Genomic DNA, 18,076 nt, shown 5'->3' on the forward strand with positions numbered 1-18,076 from the left:
ACTCTATTATTGGGCCGGCTTGTAGATCTGGTCAAATACCCCGCCGTCGCCGAAGAATTTCGGCTGGGCTTCCTTCCATCCACCGAAATCATCGATGGTGGCAAGCGTCAACTTCGGGAAGCGGGCGATATCTGCCGGATCGGCAGCTTCAGGCTTGATCGGGCGGTAGAAGTGCTTGGCAGCGATCTTCTGGCCTTCGTCCGAATAGAGGTAGTTCAGATAGGCTTCGGCAACCTTGCGGGTGCCCTTCTTGTCGACATTGCCGTCGACGATCGCAACCGGCGGGTCGGCACGGATGGAGAAGGCCGGGGTCACGATCTCGAACTGGTCGGGGCCGAGTTCTTCAAGCGAGAGATAGGCTTCGTTTTCCCAGGCGAGCAGAACGTCGCCGAGACCGCGCTGGACGAAGGTGGTGGTCGCTCCGCGTGCGCCGGTATCGAGAACCGGAACGTGCTGCAGAAGCTTGGTCACATAGTCCTGCGCCTTGGCTTCGTCGCCGCCATTTGCCTGCTTGGCCCATGCCCAGGCTGCCAGGAAGTTCCAGCGGGCGCCGCCCGAGGTCTTCGGGTTTGGGGTGATGACCTGGACGTCATCCTTGACGAGATCGGCCCAGTCCTTGATGCCCTTCGGGTTGCCCTTGCGGACTAGGAAGACGATCGTGGAGGTGTAGGGGGTTGAGTTATTCGGGAACTTAGTTTTCCAGTCGGTCGGGATCTTGCCGGTCGCCTTGGCGATCGCATCGATGTCGCCTTCCAGCGCCAGCGTCACGACGTCAGCTTCGAGACCATCGATGACCGAGCGGGCCTGCGCGCCGGAGCCACCATGGGAGGCCTGGATCGTGACCGCTTCACCGGTATCCTTCTGCCACTTGGCAGCGAAGGCGGCATTGAAGTCCTTATACAATTCGCGCGTCGGGTCGTAGGACACGTTGAGAAGCTGCTGATCGGCAAAAGCCGGAGCAACGGCGCCGATGGCAACGCTACCGGCGAAGACCGCAGCGGCGAGAAGCCTTGTGATCCGAGTTGACTGCATGAAAAACCTCCTTCGTTTCTGCAGTAAACTCTATCAACTTGGTCGTATAATGAAACGAACGTTCTTCCGGTTGGAACGTCGCTTTCTGGAATGTCATTTCATTTGCAAGAGGTTTCTGAAACGGACTTACCGGACAAGCCTTTGAACCACTGCCAATTCAATTGCAGAATAGATCGCAGGAATGGTTGTTCAAGGCCTGTCAGCTCCGGGAGTCGGCGATGAAATCGGAATAGAGCTCGTCGGCGCTGCGCGCCTTCCGCATCGATGCCAGCACCCCCTCGGACTGCAGGCGCCTCGCGATCGCCGCCAGCACGTTCAGATATTCGCCGCGATTGTTCTCGCCGAAGAGAAGCATGAAGGCGATATCGGTGGGCACATCGTCGATCGCCTCGAAATCGAGCGGTTGGGCGAAGCGGACCAGAAGGCCACGGGGGCTGGTCATGCCGGGGATCGATGCATGCGGAACGGCGATGCCGTTGCCGATGCCTGTCGAACCCAGGTTTTCGCGGGTTTCGAGCGCCCGGATGATCGCCTGCTCCTCGACGCCGAAGGCCTTTCCGGCCTTTTCCGCCATATTCTGGAGCGCGCGCCATTTCGTCGAGACCGAAACGCCGATAAAGGTGTGTTCCGGCAAGATGATGTCTGCAAGATTCATGTGATTTCCATTTGTCTTCGAAGAAGGCCTGCGGCCGCTCAGTCGGGCTCGCGAAGACGGTAACCGACCCCGGTCTCCGTGGTTATATAGTGCGGCTGATCGGGAACCTGCTCGACCTTTTGACGCAGCTGTCGGACATAGACCCTGAGATACTGCACATCGGCCGCCGGCCCCCAGACCTGTTTCAGCAGGAACTGGTGGGTGAGCACCTTTCCGGCGTGCTGGGCGAGCACGCGCAGGATGTCGTATTCCTTCGGCGACAGCTTGATCTCCCTGCCGTCAACCTTGACGATCCGCTTGACGATGTCGATCGACAGACCGCCGGTCTGGAAGATCGCCTTCTCGCCCTGCTGCTGCAGGCGATGTCGGAGTGCCACGCGGATGCGGGCGCCGAGTTCGGCAATGCCGAACGGCTTGGTGACATAATCATCGGCGCCGGTCTCCAGCGCCTTGACGATACCGGCCTCGTCGGTGCGGCTGGAGAGGATGACGACAGGCATGGTCAGCCCGTCGTCCCGCCACTCTTGCAGCAGGTCGTGCCCCGGCGTATCCGGGAGGCCGAGATCGAGAACGACGAGATCGGGCAGATCATCGACCACCGATTGCCGGGCGGCCAGCGCATTGGCGGCCTCGTGGACTTCGTAGCCCTGTGCTGTCAGTCCGACGCGCAGCAGCTTGCGGATAGGGGGCTCGTCATCGACGACGAGAATTTTGACGGGCGAACCGCTCATTTGAGTTCATCCAGTTTGAGAGTGTCATTGGGTCTGGGAAGCCGGATGGTGAAGACCGCGCCTGGGCGATCCTTCCGGTTTCCTGCCGTGATGGTGCCGCCCATGGCCTCGATGAAGCCGCGGCAGATGGAAAGCCCGAGCCCGGTGCCGGCGCGAACCTGATCGCCCTTGCGGACACGGTAGAAGGTGTCGAAGATGCGGTCGAGATCACCCTCGGGAATGCCGGGGCCTTCATCGGAGACCTCGAGCGCAACGCTGAAAGCGTCGGAGAAGCCGCGGATGCGGATCGTCGATGCTTCCGGCGCGTATTTGGCGGCATTGTCGAGCAGGTTGAACAGCACCTGCTCGAAAAGCACCGGATCGACCTTCACCATCGGCAGGTCTTCGGGAATGCTCATTTCCGTCCTGTGCCCGTCGAGGATCTTGGCGGCGCGGCGCAGTGCGCTTCCGGCAATGTCGCCTGCATAATGCAGCGCATAGTTCGGCTCCATGGCGCCGGATTCGATCTTGGTCATGTCGAGCAGGTTAGCGATGAAGCGGTTGAGACGCTCGGATTCATCGACGACGGTCGACAGGAGATCGTTGCGATCCTCCTCGGTCATCGAGCTCAGATAGTCGCGGAGCGTTCCCGCCGCACCAAGGATCGCCGCGAGCGGGGTTTTCAAGTCATGCGAGATCGAGGTGAGCAGCGCCGAGCGCAGGCGATCGGCTTCCGCCGCGAGCTTGGCGCGGTCGACATCGGCGACGAGCTGGACGCGTTCGATCGCAAGGGCCGCCTGATCCGCCAGCGCATCGAGCAGTCGCTGCTGCTCCGGTGTCAGCAACGGTCCGTCGCGCCGGTCGCTATCGAGGCCGATGACGCCGACGGCGGTGCGGCCGGTGCGTAGCGGCACATAGAGGCGCTTTGCGCCGGGCAACGTATCGGCGCCGCGGCCGGCGGCATGATTGTGCTCCCAGGCCCAGCGGGCGGCGGCGATATCGGCATCATCCAGCGTGTCATCGGGCGGATAACCGGCCTTCACGGCAATGCCCCCATCCTCGGGAAGCAGCAGCACGACGCGGACCTTCAGCATCGAGGCGATCTGGAACGCCGTCGCCCAGAGCACGTCATCCAGCGTGCCGGTTCCGGCGAGCTTCTTGGAGAAGAGGTAGAGATCTTCTGTCGTTCTGGCGCGCTGCCGTGCGGCCGCGGCCTGCCGCTGCACCGTTGCCGTCAGGTTGGAGGCGATGATCGCTACGCCGAGGAAGAAGAAAAGTGCGAGGACGCTCTCGGGGTCGCTGATCGTCAGCGTGTAGCGCGGCGGCAGGAAGAAGAAGTTGAAGGTCAGGGCACTGATGATGCAGGTATAGAGCGCTGGGCGCAGGCCGTGGATGACGGCCGAGGTCAGCACCGCCATCAGAAACACCAGTGCCAGATTGCGGACATCGAGCACCTGATCGAGCACGATGCCTGCGGCAAGCGCCACGACCACATAGCCCGTCGCCAGAATATAGGCGCGGATATCGAAGGCCGTGGCGGCGGAAGCAGCCTTCACACCGCTCTTGGCCGCCGTGTCCTTCTCGCTTCCCGAGATGACGTGGACGCTGATATCGCCAGCCCGGCGGATCAATTGGTCCGTCGCCGAAGGCTGCAGCCATTCCCGCCATGTCGGCTTCTTCGGCGAGCCGATGACGATATGGGTGACGTTGTTGGCGCCGGCATGGCGCAGCAGCTCTTCCGAGACCTCGCGGCCCGGCAGCGTCAACGCCTCGCCGCCGAGCTGTTCGGCCAGCCGCAGCGTCGCGGCAATCGTGTCGCGCTCGCCTTCCGTCAAATTGATCGAGCGATTGGTCTCGATATAGACGGCCGACCAGGGTGCGCGAAGCCGTGCTGCCATCCGCGAGGCGTAGCGGACCAGTGAGGCCGAGCGCGCGTGGTGATCGACGGAAACGAGCACGCGTTCGCCTGCCGCCCAGGGGCCGGAAATGGCGTGTGCCTGCATATGGGTCAGCAGCTGGTCGTCGACGCGCTGGGCAGTCTTTCGCAGTGCCAGTTCGCGCAGCGCCGTCAGGTTGCCGGGCGTGAAATAGTTGGTCAGCGCCCGCTCGGCCGTGCGCGCCACATAGACCTTGCCGTCATGCAGCCGCTTGATCAGGTCGTCGGGCGTCAGGTCGATGATCTCGATGTCGTCGGCAACGTCGATGACCGAGTCCGGCACCGTCTCGCGTACTCGGATGCGGGTGATCTGCGAGACGACATCGTTGAGGCTTTCGACATGCTGGATATTGAGCGTCGTATAGACATCGATGCCGCGATCGAGCAGTTCCCGGACGTCGAGATAGCGCTTCGGATGACGGCTGCCCTGAGCATTGGTATGGGCAAGCTCATCGACCAGCACCAGATCGGGCCTGCGGGCGAGGATCCCGTCGAGGTCCATTTCCTCGAGCGAATGGCCTTTGTAGGCGACCGCGACGCGCGGGATGATCTCGAAACCGGCCAGCAGCGCCTCGGTTTCCTTGCGCCCGTGGGTCTCGACCACGCCGATCACCACATCCAGTCCATCGGCAATTTTGGCACGGCCGGACACCAGCATCTCGTAGGTCTTGCCGACGCCGGGCGCGGCGCCGAGAAAGATCTTCAGACGGCCGCGTGTTTCACGCTCGGCGCGCTCAAGAAGGGCGTCGGGGGATGGCCGTGGATCGGTATCGCGACTGCTATCGGGCATGCGTGGTGGTCTTTCTCTGCGGTCCGCGCAAGCAGCCCTCTCATCCGACCCTTCGGGCCACCTTCTCCCCGAGGGGGAGAAGGTGAAGTGCCGCGTCGTTGCCACTCCTCCTCTCCCCTTGGGGAGAGGGTGGCCGAGCGCAGCGGAGGCCGGGTGAGGGGGCTATTCGCGCTGACATTCAACGCGTCATAGGTGCATCAAGTGCCATGTTCAACGCAAGCACATTGACCACAGGCTCACCCAGGAACCCAAGCTCACGCGCCTCGACGGCGGCATCCACCAGCGCCTTGACCTTCGCCTCGTCGAGACCACGGGCCTTGGCGACGCGGGCGACCTGGAAATAGGCGGCATCGGGGGTGATGTGGGGATCAAGCCCGCTGCCCGAGGCGGTGACGAGGTCGATCGGTACGTCGGCGCCAGGGTTGGTGGCCTTGGCCGCCTCGTAGTCGGTTTTGACGCGGTCGATCAGCTTCTGGCTGGTCGGGCCGAGGTTCGAGCCAGAGGACGAGGCGGCGTTGTAGCCGTCGCCCGCGGCCGACGGGCGGCCGTGGAAATACTTGTCGCTGGTGAAGGCCTGGCCGATCAGCGTCGAGCCGATGACGGTTCCGTCCTTCTCGATCAGGCTGCCGTTCGCCTGCTTGGGGAAGAGGGCCTGGGCCGCACCGGTCATCGCGATGGGGTAGAGCAGGCCGGTGATGGCGGTGGTGGCAACGATCATGACGATTGCCGGACGAAGTTCTTTCAACATTGCATGTGCTCCTTAGGCGAGACCGAGGGCCGTGATGGCCATATCGATCGCCTTGATGCCGATGAACGGGACGACGATGCCGCCGAGACCGTAGATGACGAGGTTGCGGGACAGCAGAGCGCCGGCGCCGATGGCGCGGTATTTCACGCCCTTGAGCGACAGCGGGATCAGCGCCACGATGATCAGCGCATTGAAGATGATCGCCGACATGATGGCGCTCTGCGGCGTGGCGAGGCCCATGATATTCAGCACGCCGAGCTGCGGGTAGAAGGTCAGGAACATCGCCGGGATGATGGCGAAATACTTGGCGATGTCGTTGGCGATCGAGAAGGTCGTCAGCGCGCCGCGGGTCATCAGCAGCTGCTTGCCGATCTCGACGATCTCGATCAGCTTCGTCGGGTCGCTGTCGAGGTCCACCATGTTGCCGGCCTCGCGGGCGGCCACCGTCCCGGTGTTCATGGCGACGCCGACATCGGCCTGGGCAAGCGCCGGGGCGTCGTTAGTGCCGTCGCCGCACATGGCGACGAGCTTGCCCTTGGCCTGTTCCTCGCGGATCAGCGACAGCTTGTTTTCAGGGGTCGCCTGGGCCAGGAAGTCATCGACCCCGGCTTCGGCGGCGATCGCGGCTGCGGTCATCGGGTTGTCGCCGGTGATCATCACGGTGCGGATGCCCATGCGGCGCAGTTCGGAGAAGCGCTCGCGGATGCCGCCTTTGACGATGTCCTTCAGTTGGATGACGCCGAGCAGCTTGCCGTCGCGGGCAACCGCAAGCGGCGTGCCGCCGGCCTTGGCGATCTCGTCGGCAATAGCCTGGAGTTCGCGCACGACATCGGTCTCGGGACGGAGAGCGATCGCAGCATTGCCGTTGGACGGCGCATTGTTGGCGCCGACATAGGTCAGCACGGCTTCGACCGCACCCTTGCGGATCGAAGAGCCGCCGATATCGACACCGCTCATGCGGGTCTGGGCGGTGAAGGGAACGAAGGTCGCCTGCAGGCTGGCCATATCGCGGCCGCGGATCGCATATTTCTCCTTTGCCAGTACGACAATGGAACGGCCTTCAGGTGTCTCGTCGGCGAGCGAAGCGAGCTGCGCCGCATCGGCCAGTTCCTGTTCGGTGACGCCGCGGACCGGGCGGAAGCTCGTGGCCTGACGGTTGCCGAGCGTGATCGTGCCGGTCTTGTCGAGCAGCAGCGTATCGACGTCACCAGCGGCTTCGACGGCGCGGCCGGACATGGCCAGCACGTTGAAGCGGACGAGACGGTCCATGCCGGCAATGCCGATGGCCGAAAGCAGCGCGCCGATCGTGGTCGGGATCAGCGTCACGAAGAGCGCAACCAGCGTGATGATCGGGATCGAGCCGCCGGCATAGGCGGCAAAGCTCGGGATCGTCGCGGTGGCGAGGACGAAAATCAGAGTCATGCCTGCGAGCAGGATATTGAGCGCGATTTCGTTCGGGGTCTTCTGGCGCTCCGCGCCTTCGACGAGCGAGATCATCCGGTCGAGGAAGGTCGAGCCGGCGGCTGCTGTGATGCGGACACGGATGACGTCCGACAGAACCTGCGTGCCGCCTGTGACGGCCGAGCGGTCGCCGCCGGACTCACGGATGACAGGGGCGGATTCACCGGTGATCGCTGCTTCGTTGACCGAGGCGACGCCCTCGACGACTTCGCCGTCGGACGGGATGATGTCGCCGGCCTCGACCAGAACGAGATCGCCGACCTTGAGGCTCGTGCCCGGCACCATGCGGTAGCCGGAGCCGTTATTGGCGGTCAGAAGCTTGGCCTGCGTTTCGGTGCGCGCCTTGCGCAGCGAATCCGCCTGTGCCTTGCCGCGGCCCTCGGCAACGGCTTCGGCGAAGTTGGCAAATAGCACGGTGAACCAGAGCCAGAGATTGATCTGGAACGAGAAACCGAGATTGCCGCCGCCGGTGGCGATATCGCGGATGAAGAGGATGGTGGTCAGCGCCGAGACCGTTGCCACGACGAACATGACCGGATTGCGGGCCAGCGTGCGCGGGTTGAGCTTTTTGAAAGCGGCGCCGACAGCCGGAATGAGGATGCGACTATTCAGGATACTCGCGGATTTTGCCTGGCTCATAAGAGACTCCAGCTTGAAAGAGTGAGGCGGAACCGGCCGGGCCGGTCAGCCATGAAAAAGTCTGAGAACGGCGGCCGCGACGAGCAGGCCAGCCAGCATCAGCAGGATTGCGTCGGTCCCGCGCAGGCCGGGCCTTGCCCCACGCCCCGGCGAACCGTGGCGTGGGTGGATCGATTTGCGGAATGCGTGACGGATGATCATCGGCGTCACCTCAGAACGTCTGCCCTGCGATCATCACCAGGTGCTCGACGACAGGGCCGAGGGCCAGCGCCGGGAAGAAGGTGAGGCCGCCGACGATCAGGATCGTGCCGACGAGCAGGCCGACGAAGAGCGGGCCGTCGGTCGGGAACGTGCCTGCGGAGGCCGGTACCGTCTTCTTGCTGATCAGCGAGCCAGCGATCGCAAGCGCCGGCACGATGACCAGGAAGCGGCCCATCAGCATGCCGATGCCGAGCGTGATGTTGTACCAGGGCGTATTGGCCGTCAGGCCGCCAAAGGCGGAACCATTGTTGGCCGCAGCCGAGGTATAGGCATAGAGGATTTCCGAGAAGCCGTGCGGACCAGCCGTGCCGACCGAGGCGACGGCAGACGGCAGGACGCTGGCGATTGCCGTAAAGACCAGCATGGCGAGTGGCAGGCAGAGGATAGCGAGAACGGCCATCTTCATTTCCTTCGCCTCGATCTTCTTGCCGAGATACTCAGGCGTACGGCCAACCATCAGGCCGGCTACGAAGACGGCGACGATGATGAACAGCACGATGCCGTAGAAGCCCGCGCCGACGCCACCGACGATGACTTCGCCAAGCTGCATGTTGATGAGCGGGATCAGGCCGCCGAGTGCGGTGAACGAGCCGTGCATAGCATTGACCGCGCCGCAGGAGGCCGCCGTGGTGATGACAGCGAAGAGCGAGGACATGGCGACGCCGAAGCGGACTTCCTTGCCTTCCATGTTGCCGCCTGCAAGCCCGAGCTGATGCATCAGCGGGTTGCCCGCGGCTTCCGCCCAATAGGTGATGCCAACGCCCGCGAGGAACAGGATGCCCATCGAGGCGAGGATCGCCCAGCCCTGACGCTGGTTTCCGACCATGCGGCCGAAGACGTTGGTGAAGGCCGCGCCGATCGCGAAGATCGACAGCATCTGGATCATGTTCGAGATGTTGTCGGGGTTTTCGAACGGATGGGCCGAGTTGGCGTTGAAGAAGCCGCCGCCGTTGGTGCCGAGCATCTTGATGGCAAGCTGCGAAGCAACAGGGCCGAGCGCGATCGTCTGCTTGGCGCCTTCGAGCGTCGTCGCATCGACATAGGGGCCGAGCGTCTGCGGCACACCGAGCCAGACATAGACAAGCGTCAGCACGATGCAGGCAGGCAGGAGCACGTAGAGCGTGGCGCGGATCATATCGACCCAGAAATTGCCGATCGCCTTGCCCGAGGCGCGCGAGAAGGCGCGGATCAGGCCGATGGCGATCGCCATGCCGGTTGCGGCAGAAACAAAGTTCTGCACGGTCAGGCCGGCCATCTGCGACAGATAGGACATGGTGCTTTCGCCGCCATAGCTCTGCCAGTTGGTGTTGGCGACGAAGCTGGTGGCGGTGTTGAAGGAGAGCTCCGGCCCGACCGCGGTCATCCCGGCCGGGTTATAGGGCAGGATGTCCTGGAAGCGCAGCAGCAGATAGAGGACCAGCGTGCCGAGCAGGTTGAACATCAGCAGCGAGAACGCATAGGAGGTCCAATGCTGCTCCTCGCGGTCGCTGGTGCCGGCAAGCGCATAAAGTCCCCGTTCCACCGGAACGAGGACGGGGGAGAGCAGCGTGCGCTCTCCGCTGAAGACGCGCGTCATGTAACCGCCGAGCGGTTTGACGAGCGCAATGAGGATCCCGCAGAAGACGAGGATCTGTAGCCATCCGTTGAGGGTCATGGGAGGAAACTTTCGGGTATCCGGCCGGCGCTATCAGAAGCGCTCGGGGCGGATGAGGGCGTAGGTGAGGTAAACGGTGAGGAAAACGGTCACGGCGCCGCTCAGGATATAATCGAGGGTCATCGTCGCTCTCCTTCAGAGCCTGTCGCAGGCGCGGGTATAGGCAAAGCAAAGTCCGAAAAAGACTATCGCGGTGCCCAGTAGAATGATATCCATCATGATCTTGACTCCTGGTGTTCTTGTTGGAGTCAGACAAGACAAGGGCGCCGTTCCCTTGGGATCGGCACCTTTATGCTTTCTGGCGTGGAGATAATCGGTTTGATCTCTCGGGCATTAATATGCGGCCGAAGCGCATTAAGGTTCGAGACGCGCCAGGTGGCGCCAATATAAAAATCTTATAAATGCCTTTATGCACCAAGGTGAGCATTTCGTCGCGCTGTGAGCAAAAGCTGAAATACCGCGATTGAATTTCGCCTGCGGGCGGTTCTATAGTCTGGACCAACGGCGCAGTTGAATCGTAAGCGCCACAGGGAAGGAAACCGCCATGACCAAAGTCCGTGCTCTCGTTCTGGAGCGTCAGCATGAGCTCGCGCTTCGCGACATCGATCTGCCGATGGATACGGGCCCCGGCCAAGTGAAGATCAAGATCCATACGGTCGGCGTCTGCGGTTCGGATGTGCATTATTACACCCACGGCAAGATCGGCCCCTTCGTCGTCAACGAGCCGATGGTGCTCGGCCACGAGGCAGCGGGAACGGTGATCGAGGTCGGCGAGGGCGTCACGCATCTGAAGATCGGCGACCGCGTCTGCATGGAGCCCGGCATTCCCGATCCGAATTCCAAGGCGAGCCGCCTCGGCATGTACAATGTCGATCCGGCCGTGACCTTCTGGGCGACACCGCCCATTCATGGCGTTCTGACAGCCGAGGTCGTTCATCCCGCCAATTACACGTTCAAGCTGCCTGACAATGTCAGCTTTGCCGAGGGCGCGATGGTCGAGCCCTTTGCCGTTGGCATGCAGGCGGCGTCGAAGGCGAAGATTGCGCCTGGCGATACCGCCGTGGTGCTCGGCGCCGGTCCGATCGGCACGATGGTCGCGATCGCTGCCCTTGCCGGCGGCTGCTCGCGTGCCATCGTCGCCGATCTGGCGCAGCCGAAGCTCGATATCGCCGCCCAGTATCAGGGCGTCATTCCGGTCAATATCCGTGAGAAGAGCCTTGCCGAAGAGGTATCGCGGCTGACGGATGGATGGGGCGCCGACGTGATCTTCGAATGCTCCGGTTCGCCGAAGGCATGGGAGACGATCATGCAGCTGCCGCGTCCGGGCGGCGTCATCGTCGCTGTCGGTCTGCCGGTCAATCCGGTTGGTTTCGACGTCTCGACTGCCTCGACCAAGGAAATCCGTATCGAGACCGTGTTCCGCTACGCGCATCAATACGAGCGGTCGATCGCGCTCCTCGGTTCCGGGCGTGTCGATCTCAAGCCACTGATTTCCGAGACCTTTGCCTTCGAGGATTCGATCAAGGCTTTCGATCGCGCCGTTGAAGCGCGCCCGGATGATGTGAAGCTACAGATTGTCCTGTGATCGTACAAATCTCGTATAGGCTGCTTTAGATTAGAAAGATCTAATGCACGTGAGAACAACCAAAGAACGAATCCTGTACGTTTCCGTCAACTATCCCTATTATTAGGGATGGTTCACAAGGCGTATGGCTACGAGTATGAATTCCTCACGTTAGGTTGTTGGATGCCATTGGTAATGCCCGCGCAAGATTCATTAGCAATTATTGATATATGTATCTGAGCGGGGAAATTCATGATGCGCAATTCTCATCTTGCCGACCATCTCGACATCGCCATCAAACTTACCAGGGCCGAGGGTTCAGAGCTCCTGGCCTATCTTCTGCAGATGGCCAAGGAAGAAATCCGCGTCAAACGCAGCATGCCGTCGCATGCGCGAATGGGTACCATCAGGGCAGGCCGACGCGCTCCACGGAATAGGGCGCAAGTCTGATCAGACCCTGTCCACCGCCTGCGGGATAGAAGCTTCCGAGAGCGGCTTCCTGAACACGCGACGTGATGTTGACGAGGCACAGCGACTGCACGCTAGCGTCCTGCACCAGCAATGCCAGAACATCTGACGGCACTGCCGACCGGCATTCGCGCCAGCTGTAGCCGGCCATGCCGGCCAAGGCTTTGACCGTGTTGAAGAGTGGTCGCGGCGAACCGGGTGGTGACGGCTCGCCGTCTCCGGCAATCAGACCGAAAGGTCCCGTCAGCGCCGAAAGCGTCAGACATTCCAGGCCAGCATCGGCCACCTGAATCCCGTAGGCAAAAGCGAAGGCTTCGGCGAAACGGCCATTCTGGCGCGGATCGCTGTTGGCCATCGGAATGCGGGCATGGCCTGGGTTGTCCATCGTCCGGCTGCCATAGGGGTTCTGGCGCATGGGAATGGTGGAAGGGCCGATCCGGTACGGCTTGCTGCCATAGATCGCCCGCACCGAGCGGGTGATGAAAGGCAATGCCTCCAACGTCTGCATGACGCTCAGGTCGTCCGCCGCATGCACGATCGGGTTGGTGCAATGGGTGACGAAATCCAGGTGCCAGGCCGGCACGCGTTTGCGGTTGAGCTCGGTGAAATAGCTGAGCATGCCGCCGCCGAGGCTCACCTCGCCGAATGCGGCACGTGCCGCCGCATAGACTTCTTCCAGCGGCGGGCATTCCGGCCACTTGCTGCCCGGCGGCGTCGATTGGCGATCGACGGAGGGGGAGACGACGATCGCGTCGGGTGAGAAATGTGCCGCCTTCATCAGCGCCGCGATGTCGCGTGCTTCTTCCGCCGGTGACCTGACGCAGGGCAAGGCGATTTCGATCGTCGCCGAGCCCCGATGGCCTCTCGCGATTGCCGCGAAGTCGTCGAGCACCGCGCGTCCATGCCCGGCAAGCGGATCGAAATGAAAGAGCAGGTGCTGCGGCGCGATCTCGTCCAGCATCTCTTTCGCCGCCAATGTGGCGCGCGCTTCCTCGGGTGTCACGACGATGCCGATCGGCGGCATCGTGCCTGACCGGTCGCCCTTCCTGATCTCGACCACACGCTGCGCCGTTTTCGCCGATGCAAAGCCCTTGCGGCGGTCGTCGATCGACAGCACGATGCGCTGGCGCACCGGTTCGCCGGCGCCGATCCTGTAAGGCCAGGGAAGCGCCAGCGGGCGCACGTAGGTCTTATAGGAAGCGTCGGACCAGTTGCGCTGGTCCTCCATTTCGAACGTGTCGCCCTCCATCAGGCATTTTGCCAGGATGCCTTCGGCAACGGCATGCGTGATGGATCGCATATCCTTGAAGGGCTGCCAGGGATCGATCAGGTCGGGGAAGACCGTGTCGGCCACGTGGCCATCGACATCCTCGACCCTGACTGGAGCTCCGGCCACGCCGACGATCGGATGCAGGATGCAGAAGCCGCAACGGTTGGTTTCGAAGCCGGTCGCCGAAAGCGCATCGGCCTCGAATGTCAGTTCGGTTTCCGTGGCGGCAATTCGCACGGCGATGGCGAGCGTGCTTCCATCAGGGCCGACGCAATGGGCGGTATACCGAACGGCAAAGCGGCCATCGCCCTGTTCTACGGTCAGATCGTCGATGCGCGGGCTGTAGGTACCCCAGTCGCGATCGCGCACGAGATAGGAAACGGCCCGCAGCACCTCGATACCATTGTATCTGATCGTTCGCAGATTGCCGTTGGCGAGATCGGCGGAAAGCCGCCCGGCAGAAAGCGTCACCGGCTGCTCTTCGGCCTCGTGCGTACCATAGAGGGCGAAGGTTTCCGATGTCATCCGAGCATCGCCTCGATATCGACAGTCTTGCCGGAGGCCGCACTTTCATAGGCCGCTTCGACAAGCGCGAAAGTCTTCAGGTTATCGGCGCCGGAGGTGGCGGGCTCGCCGCCGTTCCTGAGACGCTCGACCCAGTGTTCCTGGATCGCATAGACGCTTTCCTGGATATTGTGCCAAGGGCGCGACGCCCAGGAGAGCAGCTGCGGCGAAGCATCGGAGACGACGGTGCCAGCCGCGTTGGTGACTTCGAGGCGGTACCCGGATGACAGGCGGATGGTGCCATCGGTGCCGTCGAGTTCGATCAGGGTCTCCGGGAAATTCTCGGTACCGAGCTTCGTTGCATAGCTGACATCGACGACCGAGGTCGCGCCACTTTCGTGATCGAGCAGGATCGTCGCGACGTCCTCGCCCTTGATGTCAGGGTTGACCCGCTTGGTGCGCGCCGTCAGCGTCTTGACGTCGCCGAGAATGAAGCGGGCGATATCGAGCGTGTGGATGCCGAGATCTTCGATGATGAAACGCTCGCCTTCGGCCAGATAGGGCTGGCCCGAGAAGACGTCGTAGCCCGAGCGGAAGGAGAAGCGGCCCCAGAAGGGCGTGCCGATCGCCTTGGCGTCGAGCAGCCGGCGCACCGCCTGGATCGGCGTCTGCCAGCGGAAATTCTCATGCACCATCAGCGGAATGCCGGCCTCGCGGCAGGCCGTCACCATTGCCTTGGCATCCGCCAGCGACAGCGCGAATGGCTTCTGGCAGATGACCGGAACCTTATGCCTGGCCGCCATCTCGACCAGCGGTCGGTGGCTCGGAACGGTCGTTGCGATATCGACGAAATCGAAGCCGCCAGCAGCGAAGAGTTCGGCCGCATCCGCGTAGCGCCGTTCGATGCCGAACTGGTCGCCGACAGCCTTCAGGCGGGCCGGATCGCGGTCGCAGATCGCCACGATCTCAGCGCCCTCGACGTCGCGCCAGGCATGCATCTGGTTGACCGCGAAGAAGCCGCAACCGATCAGAGCACCTTTCAATTCCGTCATTTCAACCTGCCTTTGCCATCTGCATGAGGGTAACGCGCTGCTGCAGGCGGCGCTGTGCCTGGTCGACGACGACGGCGATGATGATGACGAGGCCCTTGATGACCATTTGCCAGAAGGACGATACGCCCATCATCACCAGTCCGTCCGACAGAATGCCGATGACGAACGCGCCGATGATCGTGCCGCCGATCGTGCCGCGGCCGCCCGACATCGAGGTGCCGCCGAGAACGGCTGCCGCAATCGCGTTCAGTTCGAAGCTTTCGCCGGTTGCCGGATGCGCTGCCATCAGTTCGGAGGAGATGACGACCCCGACGATCGCGGCGCACAGACCGGAGAACATGTAGACGAAGATCTTGACTAGATCGACCCGGATGCCGGACATGCGCGCCGCCCGCTCATTGCCGCCGACGGCGAAGATGTGGCGGCCGATCGGCGTGGAGCGCGCCACATAGGCGGCAACGAGCGCCAGCACGATCAGGATCCAGATCGACACCGGCAGGCCGAGGATGCGGCCGGCACCGAAGAAGTCGAAGCCGGTCGTCGCGTATTCCGGGCGGCCGACGAGGTTCGGGAAGGTCTGGCCGTCGGAGGAGAGCAGCGCCAGGCCGCGGGCGATATAGAGCGTGCCGAGCGTCGCGATGAAGGGCGCGACGTTGAGCTTGGTGATCAGCAGCCCGTTGATCAGGCCGATGGCGAGGCCGACGGCAAGCGTGATCAGCACGATCTCGAAGAGATTGAAGAAGATCGTATAGCCGATCGGCAGTTCGATCCCGTAGAGGATCAGGCCACCGGCGACCATGCCGCAGAGGCCGACGATCGAGCCGACCGAGAGGTCGATGCCGCCGGTGATGATGACGAAGGTCATGCCCATGGCGAGAAAGGCGTTGAGCGCCACATGCTTCGACATCAGGATCATGTTCGCCGTCGAGGTGAAGTTCGGCGCGAAGATCGCAAAGAAGATGATGACGGCAAACAGCGCGATGAAGGTTCTGAGCTTCATCAGCGTCAGAAGTGCGGAGCCGTTGGCGCTCTTCGGCGCTGTGGTAGTCGTGGTAGCCGCCGTCATGACGCGAGTTTCCCTGTCTGCTGTCCGTGTCCCTTGGCCGAAGCCGCGATGATGGCATCTTCCGTCGCTTCGCTGCGATCGAAGACGGCGATCAGCCGTCCGTTGCTCAGGACCGCGATGCGATCGGAAAGCGCCATGACCTCTTCGAGGTCAGAAGTCGAAAACAAGATGGCAAGCCCGTTGGCCGCCAGCCGCCGCATGGTGCGGAAGACGTCGGCCTTGGCGCCGACATCGATGCCGCGGCTCGGCTCGTCCATCAGGAGTACTTTCGGATTGGTCATCAGCGCCTTGCCGATGACCACCTTCTGCTGGTTACCGCCCGACATCGAGGTGACCTCAAAATCCGGGTTGGGCGCCTTGATCGAGAGGTCCTTGATGGCTTCGCGGATCGCATTCTTCTCCGCCGATGCGCTGATATGGAAGAAGCGGGCGAAGCGGCCGAGGCTTGCCAGCGTCAGATTGCTGGCGATCGACAGAACCTGCACCAGACCCTCGCGCTGGCGATCCTCAGGGATCAGCGCCAGGCCGCGGCGGATGCGCCGGGTTGTGTCGCGGGCGCGGACTTCCTGGCCGTCGATGAAGATCTTGCCGGTGGAATGCATGTGGCGGCCGATGACGCATTCGAAGAACTCGCTGCGTCCGGCGCCCATCAGGCCATAGATGCCGAGAATTTCGCCCGACTTGACCGAGAGCGAGACGTGATCGACGGCAAGCCCGCCGGTCGGGCGCGGCAGCGAGATATCCTCGGCGCGGAACATTTCGCCACCGAGAGCGTGATTGTCTGCCTTGGCGAAATCCTTGGCATCCGAACCGATCATCGAGCGGACGATCCAGCGGGTGTCGATATCTTTCACCATCGCCTGGCCAGTGATCTGGCCGTCGCGCAGCACGGTGATGTAGTCGCCGATCCGCATCAGCTCTTCGAGACGATGCGAGATATAGACAATCGCCACACCCTGCGCCTTGAGCTCACCGATGACCTTGAAGAGGATTTCGACTTCGGCCGCAGAAAGCGCCGAGGTCGGTTCGTCCATGATCAGGATGCGGGCATCAAGGGACATGGCCTTGGCGATCTCGACCAGCTGCTGCTGGCCGATCGGCAGGTCTTCGACCATGGTTTCGGCGTCGATCCCTGCGTCGAGGCGCTTCAGGAAGCCGTTGGCCTTTTCCACCTGCGCCTTGTGGTCGATACCCAGCACGCCGCGGGTGATCTCGCGGGTGGCGAAGATGTTTTCGGCCACCGTCATGTTGGCGAAGAGGTTGAGTTCCTGGAAGATCATGCCGATGCCGTGCGCCTGCGCATCGGCCGGGCTGTCGAAGGAGACCTGTTTGCCATCGAGAATGATCTTGCCAAGCGTCGGGCGCTCCACGCCGGCGATGATCTTCATCAGCGTCGACTTGCCGGCACCGTTCTCGCCGACGAGAACGTTGACCGCGCCGCGGCGCAGCTCAAGATTGGCGCGCTTGACGGCAACGATGCCCGAATAGACCTTCGAGACATCGTCGAGGCGCAGGATGATATCGTCCTTGGCGGCGTCTTCAGTCATGGCGCCACCGTCAGCTCAGAAGGGGTGACCAGCGGCAGATCGCTCCCCGATGGCAGCGGGAAGGCGCCCACGACTGTGACCGTCTTGCCGGTTATACCGTCACGCGGCACGGCCGACAGGAAAGCGGTGTTGGCCTTCTCGTTGAAGGCCTTGCCGAACTGGGCCCATTCGATCTGGTTCTTGAATTCGTTGAAATTGACGAAGTCGAGCGTGTCGCGCAGCGCCGTGCCGCGCAGGGCCGGGCCGATCTGTACCTTGGCATCCGCCTTGCCGTCGCCATCGGCATCGACGTCGAGCGTTGCGGCGCGCGATTGCGTGTCCGCAGCCACGACCTTGCCGGTGAATTTCACCGCATAGGTCCAGGGCGCGCTCGCCTGCTTTCTCGGATTGCCGTATTTCTCACCTGCCTGATCGGGCCCCGCGGCAACAGCGGCCACGACGTCCTTCAATTCGCCGGCGCGCTTTTGATAATAGGGAACAGCCTGCGACTGCCAGATGGCCTCGACCTTGGCATTCGGATCGAATGCGGTCTTTGCGGCCGCCGCTGCCTTTTCCTCGGCAGTCGGCGTCTTGATGATCTTGCAGCCTGGCAATGCCGCCGCCACGAGAGCGGCGATCAGGGCGCCCCTGATCCTCAACATGCTGTGAACCTCGAATTTCGTGAAATAGGCCGCAGAGGGCGCGGTTTCCCGGACCCTCTGCGGTGTGTTTTATGCCGG

At 62.6% G+C, this 18,076-nt stretch carries 15 protein-coding genes; 1 reads left to right on the forward strand and 14 read right to left on the reverse strand.

Annotated features, from left to right (window positions below; translation table 11 throughout):
- Positions 1-6: 6 nt before the first annotated feature.
- The 9 genes from J2X43_RS04055 to J2X43_RS04095 all read right to left on the reverse strand — a co-directional run bounded on the left by J2X43_RS04055 (position 7) and on the right by J2X43_RS04095 (position 10,009).
- On the reverse strand, positions 7-1,032 hold the full coding sequence (locus J2X43_RS04055) for a sulfate ABC transporter substrate-binding protein (protein WP_112388492.1): 1,026 nt from the start codon (positions 1,030-1,032) through the stop codon (positions 7-9).
- Between the two features lie 199 nt (positions 1,033-1,231).
- A complete protein-coding gene (locus J2X43_RS04060) occupies positions 1,232-1,687 on the reverse strand; it encodes a PTS sugar transporter subunit IIA (RefSeq protein WP_112388491.1) in 456 nt (151 codons plus the stop codon).
- Between the two features lie 38 nt (positions 1,688-1,725).
- On the reverse strand, positions 1,726-2,418 hold the full coding sequence (locus J2X43_RS04065) for a response regulator transcription factor (protein WP_112388490.1): 693 nt from the start codon (positions 2,416-2,418) through the stop codon (positions 1,726-1,728).
- The gene (locus J2X43_RS04070) at positions 2,415-5,123 is read right to left on the reverse strand and encodes a sensor histidine kinase KdpD (protein ID WP_112388489.1); all 2,709 of its coding nucleotides are present in this window, start codon (positions 5,121-5,123) and stop codon (positions 2,415-2,417) included. The genes J2X43_RS04065 and J2X43_RS04070 overlap by 4 nt, the downstream gene beginning before the upstream one ends.
- A gap of 178 nt (positions 5,124-5,301) precedes the next feature.
- Entirely contained in the window at positions 5,302-5,871 is a 570-nt protein-coding gene (kdpC, locus tag J2X43_RS04075) for a potassium-transporting ATPase subunit KdpC (RefSeq protein WP_112388488.1), read from the reverse strand.
- A 12-nt stretch (positions 5,872-5,883) separates the two neighbouring features.
- On the reverse strand, positions 5,884-7,971 hold the full coding sequence (gene kdpB / locus J2X43_RS04080; RefSeq protein WP_112388487.1) for a potassium-transporting ATPase subunit KdpB: 2,088 nt from the start codon (positions 7,969-7,971) through the stop codon (positions 5,884-5,886).
- A gap of 45 nt (positions 7,972-8,016) precedes the next feature.
- Positions 8,017-8,172, reverse strand: coding sequence for a hypothetical protein (locus J2X43_RS04085; RefSeq protein ID WP_310291017.1), 156 nt, complete (start codon positions 8,170-8,172; stop codon positions 8,017-8,019).
- Between the two features lie 10 nt (positions 8,173-8,182).
- Positions 8,183-9,886: a potassium-transporting ATPase subunit KdpA gene (gene kdpA, locus J2X43_RS04090; RefSeq protein ID WP_112388486.1), complete on the reverse strand. Its 1,704-nt coding sequence runs from the start codon at positions 9,884-9,886 to the stop codon at positions 8,183-8,185.
- A gap of 33 nt (positions 9,887-9,919) precedes the next feature.
- Positions 9,920-10,009, reverse strand: a complete 90-nt coding sequence (locus J2X43_RS04095; RefSeq protein ID WP_016556800.1) for a K(+)-transporting ATPase subunit F — start codon at positions 10,007-10,009, stop codon at positions 9,920-9,922.
- A gap of 421 nt (positions 10,010-10,430) precedes the next feature.
- Between J2X43_RS04095 and J2X43_RS04100 the strand changes: the two genes are divergently transcribed.
- On the forward strand, positions 10,431-11,471 hold the full coding sequence (locus J2X43_RS04100) for an NAD(P)-dependent alcohol dehydrogenase (RefSeq protein WP_112388485.1): 1,041 nt from the start codon (positions 10,431-10,433) through the stop codon (positions 11,469-11,471).
- A gap of 385 nt (positions 11,472-11,856) precedes the next feature.
- Here J2X43_RS04100 and J2X43_RS04105 read toward each other — a convergent pair whose 3' ends face one another.
- From J2X43_RS04105 to J2X43_RS04125, 5 genes are read right to left on the reverse strand one after another with little or no spacing between them, the layout of a single operon-like run.
- Entirely contained in the window at positions 11,857-13,713 is a 1,857-nt protein-coding gene (locus J2X43_RS04105; RefSeq protein ID WP_112388484.1) for a hypothetical protein, read from the reverse strand.
- Positions 13,710-14,744: a Gfo/Idh/MocA family protein gene (locus tag J2X43_RS04110; RefSeq protein ID WP_112388483.1), complete on the reverse strand. Its 1,035-nt coding sequence runs from the start codon at positions 14,742-14,744 to the stop codon at positions 13,710-13,712. The genes J2X43_RS04105 and J2X43_RS04110 overlap by 4 nt, the downstream gene beginning before the upstream one ends.
- Position 14,745: 1 nt before the next feature.
- A complete protein-coding gene (locus tag J2X43_RS04115) occupies positions 14,746-15,810 on the reverse strand; it encodes an ABC transporter permease (RefSeq protein ID WP_112444108.1) in 1,065 nt (354 codons plus the stop codon).
- The gene (locus tag J2X43_RS04120) at positions 15,807-17,357 is read right to left on the reverse strand and encodes a sugar ABC transporter ATP-binding protein (RefSeq protein ID WP_112388481.1); all 1,551 of its coding nucleotides are present in this window, start codon (positions 17,355-17,357) and stop codon (positions 15,807-15,809) included. Before J2X43_RS04120 ends, J2X43_RS04115 begins: the two co-directional genes overlap by 4 nt.
- Entirely contained in the window at positions 17,354-17,998 is a 645-nt protein-coding gene (locus J2X43_RS04125; protein WP_112388480.1) for a DUF2291 family protein, read from the reverse strand. Before J2X43_RS04125 ends, J2X43_RS04120 begins: the two co-directional genes overlap by 4 nt.
- Between the last annotated feature and the right edge of the window lie 78 nt (positions 17,999-18,076).

Source organism: Rhizobium sp. BE258, from assembly GCF_031457345.1.
Taxonomy (GTDB): domain Bacteria; phylum Pseudomonadota; class Alphaproteobacteria; order Rhizobiales; family Rhizobiaceae; genus Rhizobium.

Coding starts and splice junctions, on each gene's coding strand:
- J2X43_RS04055 (WP_112388492.1), bottom strand. CDS start 1,032: ATGCAGTCAACTCGGATCACAAGGCTTCTCGCCGCTGCGGTCTTCGCC.
- J2X43_RS04060 (WP_112388491.1), bottom strand. CDS start 1,687: ATGAATCTTGCAGACATCATCTTGCCGGAACACACCTTTATCGGCGTT.
- J2X43_RS04065 (WP_112388490.1), bottom strand. CDS start 2,418: ATGAGCGGTTCGCCCGTCAAAATTCTCGTCGTCGATGACGAGCCCCCT.
- J2X43_RS04070 (WP_112388489.1), bottom strand. CDS start 5,123: ATGCCCGATAGCAGTCGCGATACCGATCCACGGCCATCCCCCGACGCC.
- kdpC (WP_112388488.1), bottom strand. CDS start 5,871: ATGTTGAAAGAACTTCGTCCGGCAATCGTCATGATCGTTGCCACCACC.
- kdpB (WP_112388487.1), bottom strand. CDS start 7,971: ATGAGCCAGGCAAAATCCGCGAGTATCCTGAATAGTCGCATCCTCATT.
- J2X43_RS04085 (WP_310291017.1), bottom strand. CDS start 8,172: ATGATCATCCGTCACGCATTCCGCAAATCGATCCACCCACGCCACGGT.
- kdpA (WP_112388486.1), bottom strand. CDS start 9,886: ATGACCCTCAACGGATGGCTACAGATCCTCGTCTTCTGCGGGATCCTC.
- J2X43_RS04095 (WP_016556800.1), bottom strand. CDS start 10,009: ATGACCCTCGATTATATCCTGAGCGGCGCCGTGACCGTTTTCCTCACC.
- J2X43_RS04100 (WP_112388485.1), top strand. CDS start 10,431: ATGACCAAAGTCCGTGCTCTCGTTCTGGAGCGTCAGCATGAGCTCGCG.
- J2X43_RS04105 (WP_112388484.1), bottom strand. CDS start 13,713: ATGACATCGGAAACCTTCGCCCTCTATGGTACGCACGAGGCCGAAGAG.
- J2X43_RS04110 (WP_112388483.1), bottom strand. CDS start 14,744: ATGACGGAATTGAAAGGTGCTCTGATCGGTTGCGGCTTCTTCGCGGTC.
- J2X43_RS04115 (WP_112444108.1), bottom strand. CDS start 15,810: ATGACGGCGGCTACCACGACTACCACAGCGCCGAAGAGCGCCAACGGC.
- J2X43_RS04120 (WP_112388481.1), bottom strand. CDS start 17,357: ATGACTGAAGACGCCGCCAAGGACGATATCATCCTGCGCCTCGACGAT.
- J2X43_RS04125 (WP_112388480.1), bottom strand. CDS start 17,998: ATGTTGAGGATCAGGGGCGCCCTGATCGCCGCTCTCGTGGCGGCGGCA.